This window comes from Kribbella sp. NBC_01245, from assembly GCF_036226525.1.
Taxonomy (GTDB): Bacteria; Actinomycetota; Actinomycetes; order Propionibacteriales; family Kribbellaceae; genus Kribbella.
This window is the reverse complement of the sequence record NZ_CP108487.1, coordinates 489,992-503,715: the sequence shown is the minus strand read 5'-3', so window position 1 is coordinate 503,715 and position 13,724 is coordinate 489,992. Positions and strand designations below refer to the sequence as shown.

10 protein-coding genes are annotated in these 13,724 nt (G+C 68.0%); 4 read left to right on the top strand and 6 right to left on the bottom strand.

The window, feature by feature from the left end; translation table 11 throughout:
• Positions 1-424 precede the first annotated feature (424 nt).
• The gene (locus OG394_RS02245) at positions 425-1,810 is read left to right on the top strand and encodes an IS1380 family transposase (RefSeq protein ID WP_328993088.1); all 1,386 of its coding nucleotides are present in this window, start codon (positions 425-427) and stop codon (positions 1,808-1,810) included.
• 309 nt (positions 1,811-2,119) lie between these two features.
• Here the strand turns inward: OG394_RS02245 and OG394_RS02240 are convergent, their stop codons facing one another.
• Together OG394_RS02240 and OG394_RS02235 are read right to left on the bottom strand one after the other, a co-directional pair.
• Positions 2,120-2,761 carry a hypothetical protein gene (locus tag OG394_RS02240; RefSeq protein ID WP_328993087.1) on the bottom strand — a complete coding sequence of 214 codons (642 nt, stop codon included), beginning with the start codon at positions 2,759-2,761 and terminating at the stop codon, positions 2,120-2,122.
• Between the two features lie 213 nt (positions 2,762-2,974).
• Positions 2,975-3,775, bottom strand: a complete 801-nt coding sequence (locus OG394_RS02235) for a dienelactone hydrolase family protein (RefSeq protein ID WP_328993086.1) — start codon at positions 3,773-3,775, stop codon at positions 2,975-2,977.
• A 174-nt stretch (positions 3,776-3,949) separates the two neighbouring features.
• Between OG394_RS02235 and OG394_RS02230 the strand changes: the two genes are divergently transcribed.
• Complete coding sequence (locus OG394_RS02230) at positions 3,950-5,638, top strand: glycoside hydrolase domain-containing protein (protein ID WP_328993085.1); 1,689 nt, start codon at positions 3,950-3,952, stop codon at positions 5,636-5,638.
• Here OG394_RS02230 and OG394_RS02225 read toward each other — a convergent pair.
• From OG394_RS02225 to OG394_RS02215, 3 genes are all read right to left on the bottom strand, one after another.
• On the bottom strand, positions 5,625-5,747 hold the full coding sequence (locus tag OG394_RS02225) for a hypothetical protein (protein WP_328993084.1): 123 nt from the start codon (positions 5,745-5,747) through the stop codon (positions 5,625-5,627). The two genes, OG394_RS02230 and OG394_RS02225, sit on opposite strands and share 14 nt — an antisense overlap.
• The gene (locus OG394_RS02220) at positions 5,744-6,805 is read right to left on the bottom strand and encodes a tartrate dehydrogenase (protein ID WP_328993082.1); all 1,062 of its coding nucleotides are present in this window, start codon (positions 6,803-6,805) and stop codon (positions 5,744-5,746) included. The genes OG394_RS02225 and OG394_RS02220 overlap by 4 nt, the downstream gene beginning before the upstream one ends.
• Positions 6,806-6,925: 120 nt before the next feature.
• Positions 6,926-7,258: a YciI family protein gene (locus OG394_RS02215; RefSeq protein ID WP_328993081.1), complete on the bottom strand. Its 333-nt coding sequence runs from the start codon at positions 7,256-7,258 to the stop codon at positions 6,926-6,928.
• Positions 7,259-7,407: 149 nt separating this feature from the next.
• Between OG394_RS02215 and OG394_RS02210 the strand changes: the two genes are divergently transcribed.
• Positions 7,408-10,233 carry a S8 family serine peptidase gene (locus tag OG394_RS02210; protein ID WP_328993080.1) on the top strand — a complete coding sequence of 942 codons (2,826 nt, stop codon included), beginning with the start codon at positions 7,408-7,410 and terminating at the stop codon, positions 10,231-10,233.
• A 52-nt stretch (positions 10,234-10,285) separates the two neighbouring features.
• Positions 10,286-12,346 (top strand): DUF1906 domain-containing protein, encoded by a 2,061-nt coding sequence (locus OG394_RS02205; RefSeq protein WP_328993078.1) that lies wholly within the window; start codon positions 10,286-10,288, stop codon positions 12,344-12,346.
• Here OG394_RS02205 and OG394_RS02200 read toward each other — a convergent pair.
• Positions 12,343-13,680, bottom strand: coding sequence for an amidohydrolase (locus OG394_RS02200; protein ID WP_328993077.1), 1,338 nt, complete (start codon positions 13,678-13,680; stop codon positions 12,343-12,345). The genes OG394_RS02205 and OG394_RS02200 overlap by 4 nt on opposite strands.
• Positions 13,681-13,724 lie beyond the last annotated feature (44 nt).

Below are 13,724 nucleotides of genomic sequence, written 5' to 3'. Positions count from 1 at the left end.
CCCGGCCATCCTCGAACGACCCCGCTCGTCAGCAGGGACGGCGTCACTCGACAGCAGCGACGAAGCTCGTCATCCGAGACGGCGCGACTCGCCGTCTGAGCCCGGCGCGACTCGCCATCGAACGGCACCACGCGCCTGCCCTGAACGGAAAGGCGCATAGCAAACGGGCAGACCTCACCCGTCCCCCTGATAGCCCGCTGCCTTTGGTGGAGCCGGGTCGGGTCAAGGGCGCGTTAGCGTCACCGTTAGGTGATGAAGCCCTTGACGCGGCCCGGGTCCACCTGACAATTCGGAAGAACTCAGCCCGGATCCACCGGTGATTTGGTTCTCGGTGGCGGGTCGTGGGGGCCGGATGCCCTGCTGTGCAAGGAGAATCGGTCGTGTCTAAGGAACGATTGGCCGCGCTCAGAAAGGCATCCGGTAGATGCAATTGTTGCATGGTGTTTCTGCGGGTTTCGATGACCCGAACCTCGTGTCGTGCGCGGGTCTGGTTCCGGTGATGTCACTGGCGCAGCGGTGTGGGCTGGGTCGGCTGACCGCGCAGCGGTTGACGTTGGCCGGTGCCGGTGGCGCGAACCCGGACGCGAAGGTGGCCTGTCTGGTGGCGGGGATGGTGGCCGGTGCGGACTCGATCGATGACATGGACGTGTTGCGGCACGGTGGAATGGGCCGGTTGTTCGCTGGGGTGCGGGCCCCGAGCACGTTGGGCACGTTCCTGCGCGGCTTCACCTTCGGGCATGTGCGGCAACTCGACAGCATCGCGGCCGGGGTGTTGCGGAACCTGGCGGCGCATACACCGTTGCTGCCCGGGGCCGGCCAAGTCGCCTGGGTTGACGTCGATGACACGGTCCGCGCGACGTATGGATACGCCAAGCAGGGCACCGGCCACGGCTATTCGGGGGTGAAAGGGCTGAACGCGCTGATCGCGACGGTATCGACACCACTGGCCGCTCCGGTGGTCTGCGCGACCCGGCTACGCAAAGGCACGGCGTACTCCGTGCGTGGCGCGCACCGGCTGGTCGCCGACGCGATCCGCGCGGCGAAGGCCGCGGGCGCGACCGGGATGGTCGTACTGCGGGCGGACTCGGCGTTCTACTCCCAGCCAGTGGTCGCTGCTGCCCGCCGCGCCGGCGCCCGGTTCTCCATCACCGCCCGGATGACACCGGCCGTGGCCGCGGCGATCGCCGCGATCGCCGACAGCGATGACGCGTGGACCCCGATCACCTACCCGAACGCGATCTGGGACGAGACCGAACAGCGGCTGATCTCCGACGCCGAGGTCGCCGAAACCAGCTTCACCGCGTTCCGCCGCCGCAACGCCGGCGAACAGGTCGCCGCCCGGCTGATCGTGCGCCGGGTCAAACGCCTCAACCCGCCAGGCGAGGCTGACGGGCAAGGCGAACTGTTCACCACCTGGCGCTACCACGCCGTGTTCACCGACACACCACTACCGATGCTGCAGGCCGAACAGACACACCGCGGCCACGCGGTCATCGAACAAGTCATCGCCGACCTCAAAAACTCAGCCCTGGCCCACCTGCCATCAGGCAAGTTCACCGCGAACGCCGCCTGGCTGGCACTCGCCGCGATCGCCTTCAACCTCACCCGCGCCGCCGGCTGCCTGTCCAGCACCTTCCACGCCCGAGCCACCACCGCCACCATCCGCACCCAGCTGATCACCGTGCCCGCCCGCATCGCCCGATCCGCCCGCCGACTCGTCTTACACCTGCCCCGCGACTGGCCCTGGCAACACGACTGGACCCAACTCCACAACCAATCCGGCAGCCCACCAACCCCAGCCACCACCTGACCCAACCGCCCAACCCAGGCCCAAACCGAAACCCTCACAGTGGAAAAGCCGGACAGACCGGCCAACCCCTCACGCCCAAACCCACAACCACCACCAACAAACCCGACCAACACGCCCCAGGAATCACACCGGTGGATCCGGGCTCAGGGGGACGGGTGCCCACCGAAAGACCCGGTTCAAAGGTGATGCCGGGCAGGCGATTAGCGTTGATTCGTCCGAATCCGCCCGCCCACGTAGGCGACCAAACGGACCCGCCGCAGAGAAGGGCGAGCGGATGCAGACGAATCAACGCAGGTACGTAAGGGCTGGTTAGAGGAGTTCCAAGGTGTCGGTGGTTTGGGTGATTACGGCGCCGGGGAGGAGGGTTCGGGATGCGATGGCGTGGCCGGTGCAGGTTTGGAGGGAGGGGCCGGCGGCGTCGATTACGCGGTACTCGACCTCTTGGGTGCAGCGTTCGGGTGTGCCTGCTGGGCGGTGGCAGCCGATGATGCGGCAGCGGGAGACCTCGCCATAGACGACCAGCGTGACGCCATGCTCCGGGCAGATGCCCCAGGTCAGCTCGCAAGTCCGTTCGGAGTTGGCGACCACACGGACCAACTCGCCCGCGGTGACCTCCAGCTCGCCCGCCATCTCCCGGCATGCGCGAGCGACGTCGTCCAGCCGACGGCGGAAGCGACGGGCCTCGGCGGAGTCCGGCAGGTGATCCGTTGCCGCCCGCAATCCGTCCGACAGGGCCATCGCGGCCACGGCGATCTCGTCAACTCGCACCGGCATGCTCCAGCCGTTCGCCGTGGCGTCGCTCTCGGCAACGGCCGCTTCATCGTGTGCGGCGGCAGTGGCTGCGACCGGCTCGTTCACTGACTGGTCGACGTCGTCTGCGGCGAGCGCTCCCGGGATCCATCTCGGTCGCTCGTTACCGCCACGATGACTTGCTCGTCTGGTCTTCGCCATATTCCGTCCCCCAACGTTTGCAACTCTCCCCGCACTCCCCAGTGCGGGATGCTGCCACGTCAACGAACTTCGGAGAAGACCTGAGCGGTTCAAGTGACCGAAGGCAACCAAATCCTTGCACTAAGCATCGAAAACCGGGGTATCGCATCACCCAGCGTTAGGTTTCCGCCGCGTCCGGTTCAGCCCGCGATTAGGTCAAACGCTCGTATAGAACTAGCCCAATCGCTCGCGTAGGAACGTTACAACTCGATCCCGCGCGTCCAGTGTCGGATGCCCGGGCGTCTCCCGCAGCTCGCGGGTGAGCACCGAATGCGCGGTCTTGCCGAAGCCAGCCGCGTTACCCGGCGACGAGTCGAGCTGGATGATCTCGAACGCATCGCCGAGCCGCGCACGCAGTACGTCGAATCGCTGGCGCGGGCAGAGCCGGTCCTCGCTGAACCGCAGCGCGATCATCCGGACCTCGTCCTTCTCGGCCCGTTCGGCGATCCGGTCGAGCTCGGGCTGCGAGAGGCCCGGGTCCTGCCGCCGGGTCTGCCCGAGCGGTATCGGCACGGACGGCTGGCTGAGGACCGAGGCCAGCACCGTGTCGTCGACGGCTGCCGCGAGGGCGAACCCACCCGTGAAGCACATACCGATGACGCCCACGCCCGGTCCCGTCGTACGGGCTGCGAGATCGGACGCGACGGCTCGCAGGAAACGGGCGATCGGCCGCTCCGCATTGGTGGCGAAGGCGCGGAATTCGCTGGCGACGCAGAGCCGGGCGACGACGCCCAGCGTGTACGTCGTGGACTCGGCGCGTTCGGGCTGACCAAAAGGTGAAGGTACGACGACGGTGAAACCCTGGTCGACCAGGTGATCGGCAAAGCCCAGCACCTCGGGCGTGATGCCGGGGACCTCCGGGATCACCACCACGCCAGGACCACTGCCCTTTTCGTAGCAGTCATGGCTCAAACCGCCACCAGTAAAGGTCGATCGGACCCAACCGGTCAGGTCGGAGGTGGGCGCAGTGGTCATCGCCACGTACTCCTTCGGCAAAGCTTCGGCCTGGCGGAACGGCCTGTCAGCTCCACCCTACCCAGGGTGACTCTGCGGTCTGGCTCGAAAGGATTGCCGACCTCGATCTCCATCGTTGTACTGATCCCACCGGGTTGCCGGGTGCCGGCGGCCTGCCGCCCAGGGAGGACCTTGATGAGACGTTCCAGACCACTCGGCCTGGCCGCCGTGATCGCCACGGTGGCCAGTCTGGCGACCGGGCTCACCCCCGCGCAGGGAGCGAGCGCCGAGCAGATCGTGAAGTACCACGGCTACCAGGTAGCGGTGCCGTCCGACTGGCAGGTCGTCGACCTGGCGAAGGACCCGTCCGCTTGCCTTCGCTTCGACCGGCCTGCGGTGTACCTCGGGCATGTCGGCGAGCAGTCCAGTTGCCCGGCCCACCTCGTCGGGCGTACCGCCGGCCTGCACATCGAGGCGCTCGACCGGCAGGCCACCGCGACAGCCGAAACGACCGAGACCGCCGCGGGGTCAGCCGTCCAGCCGGCCGCGAAGTCGGTCGACGGCGAGATCAAGGTTGCGGTCGAGGACGCGGGCGTTCTCGTCACGGCCGTGCACGCTCCCGAGCAGGAGCAGACCATCCGCAACGTCCTCGGCAGCGCTCGGCTGACGTCGGGTGGTAGCCGAGTCGAGCTCGTCAAACCCGCTGCCACCAAGAGCGTCGCGGCGCCGATCATTGCTCCGGGCAACCTTCTCGGCGAGGCGTTCGACGCGTGTACGGCGCCGCCGCAGAGCTCGATGAACGCCTGGCGCAGTTCGCCGTTCAAGGCCGTCGGCATCTACATCAGCGGCAGCGTCCGGGCCTGCGGCCAGGCCAACCTCACGCCTTCGTGGGTGGCGGCGAACTACACCAACGGCTGGCAATTCATCCTGATCGACGTCGGCCGGCAGGCGCCATGCACGACGTACAACACCAGGATGTCGAGCGATCCCGCCACCGCGCGGCAGCAGGGCCGGGACGCGGCGGCCGCTTCGGCGCAGGCGGCGGTCAACCTCGGCTTCGGTGGCGGTAGTGCCATCTACTCCGACATCGAGAACTACCCGTCGAACGCGAGCTGCAAGGCCGCGGTTCTGTCGTACGTCAGTGGCTGGACGCTGGAGCTCAACGCCCGGGGCTTCCTCGGTGGCGTCTACACCAGCGCAGGCTCGGGTGGTGTCGACCTATCGGCCGGAGCGGGCGACCCGCAGTACACGCCGCCGAACCACCTCTGGTTCGCGTGGTGGAACGGCCTCGCCAACACCGATGGTGGCCGCTATATCCCGGCAGGTCTGTGGGTGAACCACCAGCGCCTGCACCAGTACCGCGGCGACCACAACGAGACGTGGGGTGGCGTGACGATCAACATCGACAGCAACTACGTCGACGTGGCGACACCAACTCCCCCGCCGCCGATGTCCGACGGCGTCTACCGGATCAAGGCCGAGGTCGGCGGGTACGACCTGGACGTGACCGATTGCCAGAGCCACGACGGCGCCGACGTACGGATGTGGGACCGGATCCTCGGCAGCCCCTGCCAGAAGTGGCACGTCACCTCGGCGGGTAGTCCGAACGCCTTCAAGATCTACGACGGCAACACCGGCAAGCCGCTCACCACGCAAGGGTGTGCGACCGCCGACGTGACGCCGGTGACCTTGTGGACCGAGGCCAACACGCCTTGCGAGACCTGGCTGATCGAGCCGATCGAGGGTGGCGCGTACAAGGTGATCAACAGTGCCAGTGGTACGTCTCTCGACGTGGCGGGCTGTTCCGCCAGCCGCGGAGCGGACGTAATCCTCTGGCCCTTCCATGGCGGCCCCTGCCAACGCTGGTACTTCAGCCCGGCGTAAGGAATGCGCTGAGTTCGGCCACTACCTCTCCGGGGGCTTCCTCGGGGAGGTAGTGGTCCGACGGAACCGCCCGCCCGCGCCGGAAGGTGTTTGGCAAGGGCACGGTCATCGCGGCAGTCTGTCGATCACGGCCTTGGTGAATTCGGTGGTGGTCGCGCTACCACCGAGATCCGCCGTACGTAACGAGGTCTTTGCGAGTGTGTGGGCGATCGTGTCGGTGATCTCGGTCGCCGCCTCGGGATGGCCGAGGTGGTCGAGCATCATCGCGGCGGTCCAGATCGCGCCGATCGGGTTCGCGATACCGCGGCCGGCGATATCCGGTGCCGACCCGTGCACCGGCTCGAACAGGGACGGGAAGTCGCGCTCGGGATTGAGATTCGCGGCCGGGGCCATGCCGATACTGCCCGCGACGGCGGCCGCCAGATCGCTGAGGATGTCGCCGAACAGGTTCGACGCGACGATCACGTCGAACCGGCCTGGATCCAGCACGAGCTTCGCGCACAACGCGTCGATGTGCTCGGCATCCCACCGGACATCCGGATGGCCGGCCGCGACCTCGGTGACCAGCTCATCCCAGTACGGCATGGTGTGCACGATGCCGTTCGACTTGGTGGCCGAGGTGACATAGCCGGTACGGCGCTCCGCCAGCGCGAAGGCGTAGTCCACCAGCCGGGTCACACCGGCACGGGTGAATACGGACTCCTGCACGGCCATCTCGTCCGGGAAGCCCCGGTTAATCCGTCCGCCGATCTCGCTGTACTCACCCTCGACGTTCTCCCGCACTACGACCAGGTCGACCTCGCCGGCGACTGCACGTCGTACTGGGCTCTCGACGCCTTCGAAGACCTTGATCGGCCGCAGGTTGACGTACTGCCGGAAGGTGCGACGTATAGGTATCAGTAAGCCCCACAACGACACGTGGTCCGGGACGCCGGGTGAGCCGACTGCACCGAGGAGTAGCGCGTCGTGGTTGCGGACTTGGTCTAGGCCGTCTGCAGGCATCATGGCGCCCGTAGCCTGGTACCGCTCGCATGACCAGTCGTAGTCGTCGTACGCGAAAGCAAGCCCGTGCCGCCGCCCGACAGCCTCCAACACCGCACAGGCGGCCGGAGTCACCTCCAGGCCAATTCCGTCACCAGGGATACGCGCAATCCGATAAGTGGTCATACCCCCATCCGACCAGCCCCGGCGGTCGTACGTCCAAGACTCACCTATAGGCAGCACCTATCGACAGGAACTGCCGGGCGGGCTTGATCAGGGCCCGCCCGGCTTCGGTCGCGCTGGTGGTTAGCCCCAGAGTTGGCGGAGTTCTACTAGGCCGGTGCGGGCGGCGGGGTGTTTGGAGGCGACCTCGATGGCCTCGTCCAGGTCGCGGCACTCGAGCAGGTCGAAGCCGCCCATCTGCTCCTTGGCCTCGGCGAACGGGCCGTCGGTGGTCACGACCTTGCGGCTACGGACGCGGACCTGGACCGCCTCGTGCTGGGGCCGGAGGCGGTCGCCGACCAGCCGGACGCCGCGGCCGTGCATCTCGTCGACCCACGCGGTGGCCTCGCCGAGCGCCTCCGGGGTCACGTCCGGCAGCAGGTCGGGGTCATCCCAGATCAGCAGCAGATACTTCATCGTGTTCTCCTCGTCTCGCGCCCCTAGCGGGCGCTTTGATGGTGACGTCGGAGCGGGATTGCAGGAACTGACATTACTGCCGGCCATTTTCTGTCCCTGGCCTCTGACATACTCCGCCCTGTTGTCACTCCGACCCTTGGGGGGGTCCTGTGTTCGTCCGCCTTACCGTGCCCGTGGCGCTCGTCGCCGCGTTCATCACCAGCCTGACCCTGCCGCCTGCGACCGCTGCGCCTTCGTCGCGGGAGCCGGTGCCGCCGCTCGCGCAGCTCCCGGTCGCGCGACCCGCGCCCGGGCCGAAGCTCGCACCGAAGTTCGCGCCGGGCACCGTGCTGGTCAAGTTCCGCGCCGGTACGGCGACCCGCGACCGCGTCCTCGCCCGGAATTCGGCTCGAGTAGTCGGCAGCCTGCCCGGCGGATTCGTCGAGGTGAAGGTCAAGGGTGCGCCCGAGGCGGCCGCGGCCGTGCTGCGCAGGGACCCGTCGGTCGAGGTCGCCGTGCTGGACTACATCCGGCATGCCGCGGTCACGCCCGACGACCCGTTCTACAAGGGCGGCTACCAGACGTACCTGGACCTGATGCGGCTCCCGTCCGCCTGGTCGCTCAACCGGGACGCGACCACACAGGTCATCGCCGTGCTGGACAGCGGGATCGACGCGGGCCATCCCGACCTTTCCGGGCGGCTCGTGCCGGGCTACAACTCCGTCGACGGCGGCAGCACGGTCGACGAGACGGGCCATGGCACGTTCATCGCGGGCGTGGCCGCGGCCAAAACGCATAACGCTCTCGGCGTCTCGGGCGTCGTTTGGAATGGCCGGATCATGCCGGTCAAGGTGACGTTCAACCTCGCCGGGGATTCCCGCGACAGCGACATCATCCGCGGTCTGGATTGGGCTGTCGCGCATGGCGCCACGATCGTGAACATGTCGTTCAGCGGCGGCGTCGACAACCCGGCGCTGCACGCGGCGATCCAGCGGGCCAACAGCAAGGGCGTGCTCGTCGTGGCCGCCGCGGGCAACACGGGCCGCGGCGAACCGGAATACCCGGGCGCCTACAGCGAGGTCATCGGCGTCGGCGCGACCGACAAAACCGGCAAGCTCGCCGACTTCAGCACTTGGGGTGGCTGGGTCGACATCGCCGCACCTGGTACCGGCATCGTCTCCACGTTCCCGCGCGACCTCTACCCCAGCGGCTACGGCATCAGTGGTGGTACGTCGTTCTCGGCCCCGCTCGTCGCCGGGCTCGCCGCCCTCGTCCGCACGCGCTATCCGTCGCTCACGCCGGCGCAGGTCATCGGCCGGCTCAAGACGACGGCCCGGGACGCGGGACCGCGCGGCATCGACCCGTACTACGGCTTCGGCCTCGTCGACGCGTATGCGGCGCTCGGCGGCACCCTCGGCGGCGACCTCGGCACGGCCAGCCCCGATGCCAACGAGGTCCCCGATCGCGCAACTCCCCTGACTCTGCCCGGATCCACCAGTGGCTCGATCGCGATCGAAGGCGATCTCGACTGGTACCGGTTCGATCTCGACGCCGCGAAGTCCGTGACGATCGACCTCAACGCGCCCGCGGCCGAAGGCGATCAGAATCTGCGCGCCACCTTCGCGGTGTTCGGGACCGACCTCAAGCTGATCGCCGCTACAGAGGCCCAGATCCCGGCCGAAGACCTCACGTTGACCGTGCCGCTCGAAGCCGGCCGCCACTACGTCGCCGTCAAGAACCTCAATGGCGCCGCGGCCACGCGTGCGCACACGATCACTCTCGCCGAGGCCACCGGTGGAACGGCGCTGGTCGGTGAGCAGGAGTGGGTGCGGAACCTCAGCCCGGCCGACTTCGCCGGAGGCGTCGCGCTCTCGGTCAACCCCACCGTGCGATTCCAGCGCGAGATCGACCCGGCATCGCTGCAGAGCGGGATCCGGCTGATCCAGAACCGCAGCTACAGCTCCGTGCCCGGTGTCGTGACGTACGACGCGACCACCCGCACGGCGACGTTCGACCCGACGAGCCCGCTCCAGGACGGGACGCCGTACCGGCTAATCGTCGATGGCGTGCGCGATACCGGTGGTGCGACGTTCAGCGAGGGCTACTCGTCTACCTTCCAGACGGTGAATGTCGCGCCGCCCGCGGTGACGGGGTTCGACGCGACTGGTGGCTACGGAACGGCAAGCGTGAAGTGGAACGTGCCCGCGCTTGGCGATCCCGGGCAGATCATCGTCCGCCGCAATACCGGCAACAACCCGCCGACTTCACCGACCACCGGCACGCCCGTGTACGCCGGGACCGGTTCGAGTGCCGCCGTCAGCGGATTGGCCGCCGGTACGACGTACACCTTCCGGGCGTGGGTGAAGGATCGCTCGGGCCTGCTGAGTGCGCCGGTTGATACGCGATTGATCGGGACTCGGCTCACGGCGGCTGTCTCGCCTACGAGCGTCACGTATGGCGGGTCGACGCGGATCGGCGGCAAGGCTGTGCGGGCGGATAACGGTGCAGCCCTGGCTGGTGTGCCGTTGACGTTGTACCGGAAGCAGAAGGGTGCGACGGCCTGGCAGGCGGTTACGACACAGACGACGACGTCCGCCGGTGCCGTGTCGTACCTGCATAAGCCGGTGTGGGGTCAGGACTACCAGTGGGGTCACAACGGTTCGGCCGACCTGCTCGGTTCGCGGAGTGCCAGTGCGGCGGTCGGCGTGCGTCCGGTGGTCACGGCCAATGTGTCGAAGACGACCTTTGCGCTCGGCGGTTCGGTTCTGATCTACGGCAGCGTCACGCCCGCGCATCCCGGCCAGGCCGTTTATCTGCAGCGGTACGTCGGCGGTAAGTGGACGCATGCCACTGCGGTCAAGCTGACCGGGTCGAGCACCTACATGTTCACGATCAAGCCGACCGCCCGAGGCACGTATGCCTATCGCGTCGCCAAACCCGGCGATGTCGACCACCTGACCACGACCAGCCCGATGCGGACGTTCAAGGTCACCTGATTCCCTTATTTCCAAGCCCACCTGACCGCCACCAGGGAGTGTGCACCAACTGATGCGATCCATCCTCACCGCGCTGACCGTCGCCGGCCTGACCCTCACGGTCGGTACCAGCGCGGCCACCGGCGCCACGCCGACCGACAAGGTCGTTTCGTACTCCGGCTACCAGGTCACCGTTCCGGCTGACTGGCCGGTGATCGACCTCGCTGTCGACCCGACTGCTTGCGTGCGGTTCGACCGCGCGGCCGTCTACCTCGGCCGCAGCACCGCACAGCCCAACTGTCCTGCTGACACGGCGGGGACCCGTTCTAACGGTCTGACGATCGCACCTCTGGATGCGTCGACGCCTGCGCTGAAGGACGGCGATATCCAGGTCGAGGTGAAGGAGGCCGGCGTACTCGTCACCGGCTACCACGGCGCCGCGCAGGCTGGGCTTTTGCGCGAGATCCTCTCCACCGGCACCTTGGCCTCAGGTCGCAAGGCGCCGGACGCGTCGTTGAGCTCGGACCGGTCGGTCGGCGTTGATCGCGCGGCAGCTGCCGCCACGATCGTGACGCCGGGGACATACAAGGGCGAGGCCTTCGACGCCTGCGCCGCACCGCCCCAGTCCACGATGGACGCGTGGAAGTCCGCGTCGCCCTACGACGCCGTGGGCATCTACATCAGCGGTGGCACTCGGAAATGTGCCCAACCGAACTTGACCTCGTCTTGGGTTCAGACGAACGCGGCCAACGGCTGGAAGTTCCTGCCGATCGACGTGGGCAAGCAGGCGCCGTGCTCCGCGTATGCCAGCCGGATGTCCAACGATCCGGTTGTCGCTCGGGCCGAGGGACGCACCGCCGCGGTAGGCGCTGCGCAGGCCGCGACGGCACTCGGCATCGGTGCTCGCAGCACCTTGTACTCCGACATCGAGAACTACACGACGAGCATCTCGTGCCGCGCGGCTGTGTTGTCGTACGTGAGTGGCTGGGTCGAGGAGCTCAACACTCGCGGCTACCTCGGTGGCGTGTATTCGAGCGCCGCCGGCGCCGTCAAGGACCTTTCCTGGGGGTACGGCGACTCCCGCTACATCCGGCCGGACAGCATCTGGTTCGCCTGGTGGAACAGCAAGGCCGACGTTGACGGCGGCAGCTACATCCCCGCCAGCCAATGGACAAACCACCAGCGGGTCCACCAATACAAGGGCGACACCAGCGAGACCTATGGCGGCGTCAGCGTCACCATCGATCGCAACTACCTTGACCTGACCGTGCCGCCTGCGGCTGTGGGCGGGTTTGACGCGACGGGTGCGTTCGCGCGCGCGTCGCTGCGGTGGAACGCGCCGCCTGCGGGCGATCTCGGCCAGGTCATCGTCCGTCGCAACACCGGCACCGCGCCGCCCGCGACACCTGCGCACGGCACCGCCGTGTACGCCGGAACCGGGACGGCCGCCACGGCGACCGGGTTGGCCGGAGGGACGACGTACACCTTCCGCGCCTGGGTCAAGGACAAGTCGGGCAAGGTCGGACCGCCCGCTGATACTCGGCTCATCGGCACCCGCACGGCCGCCTCGGTTTCGCCGGCATCCGTGACCGCCGGCGGTTCGACGACAATCACCGGTCGCGCTACGCGGATCGACAACGGCGCGGCCCTGGTCGGCGTACCGCTCAGCCTGTATCGCAAGCAGAATGGCGCGACCACCTGGCAGTTGCTGAAGACAACGACCAGCAACTCGAGCGGCTACGTGTCGTACGTGCACAAGCCGGTGTGGGGCCAGGACTACCAGTGGGGGCCGAACGGTTCGGCCGAGCTGCTCGGCTCGCGCAGCGCCAGCGTTGCCGTCGGCGTGCGACCGGTCGTCACCGCCAACGTGTCCAAGTCGACGATGCCGCTGGGCAGTTCACTCCTGCTGTACGGCAGCGTCTCGCCCGCGCATCCGGGCCAGGCCGTCTACCTGCAGCGATGGGTCGGCGGTAAGTGGAACCACGTCACGGTCGGGAAGCTCACCTCGCAAAGCACGTACATGTTCACGATCAAGCCGACCGCGCGCGGCACGTACGCCTATCGGGTGGCCAAGCCCGGCGACGTCGACCACCTGACCACCACCAGCCCGATGCGCACCTTCAACGTCACCTAGGCGTCGTACGTCTGGACCGCGCCACCTTTGGAGAGGTCCACGAGTTGCGGCGCGACCTCGCGGGCCTGGCCGACGATCTCGGTCAGGTCCGTGCGGGTCAGCCGCCGCTCGTGCACGACGACCTCGCCGTCGACCAAGACGGTGACCACGTCGCTGGCCCTGGTCGAGTAGACCAGGGCTGCGCGTGGGTCGTGCACCGGCTGCACGTGCGGCTGGTTGAGATCGACCAGCGCGATATCGGCGCGGCGTCCGACCTCGAGCGCGCCCGTCTCGGTCCCCAGCCCGGCCGCCGTCGCGCCGCCGCGAGTCGCGACCCGGAGCACGTCGGAGATGGTCATCCAGGTGGCGTCCTGCTCGTTCTGCTTCTCGACCAGGGCGATCAACCTCAGCGCCTCCCACACGTCGAGCGTGTTGTGCACCGCCGCGCCGTCCGTACCCGCGCCCACCGGAATGCCCGCCTCCCGCAGGCCGCGGAACGGCGTGGTCGCTCCGATCGCCATCTTCAGATAGACCTTCGGGCAGGACGCGATCGCCGTACGGTCGGCGTACCGCTCGAGGATCGGCAAGTCCGCCGGGAGAATGCCGCAGCCGTGGGCGATCAACGCGCCCGCATCGAGTACGCCGGTGCGCTCGAGCACCTCGATCGGCGTAACCCCGAGCCGCTGCTGCGACGACGTCGTCTGCTCCATCGTTTCCGCCGCGTGCAGGTGGATGCGGAAGCCGTCGGCCCGGGCCACCTCGGCCGTACGCTCGAGGTCCGCGTCGCTCACGGTGTAGGGCGCGTGCGGGCCGAGGCTGGCGGTCACCCGGTCCAGACCGAGCGCGCGGATTTCGCGGGCCGCGTCGTACGCCGCATCGCGTTCGTCGGGCCCGTTCGACGAGAAGAACGTCGGCGCGAGGTCGGCCCGGATCCCCGTCTCCGCCGCGGCCGAGGCGATCTGGTCGGAGTGGAAGTAGTGGTCCACGAAGGTCGTCACCCCGGCCAGAAGCATCTCCGCGCACGCGAGGCCAGCGCCCACCCGCACGAGTTGCGGCGTGAGGTTGACCTCCATCGGCCAGATCCGCTCGTTGAACCAGCGATCCAGCGGCAGGTCCTCGGCGGCGCCACGCATCAACACCATCGGACTATGCGTATGCGAATTCGTCAGCCCCGGCACCGCCAACAGCCCTGCGCCGTCGACCACTTCGATGCCCTCGGCAACGGTCTGGCCGGTCGAGGTGATGGCGGTGATCACGCCGTCCTCGATCCAGATGTCGCGATCGGGTTCGACCGAACACTCCCCCGCCTCGGGGACCACCAACACAGCACAACCCCGCACCACCGAGCGCCGCATTTTCCTCCTCGCTGTCCCTTCGAGTGCGCGCAAGTCTAGGCTCG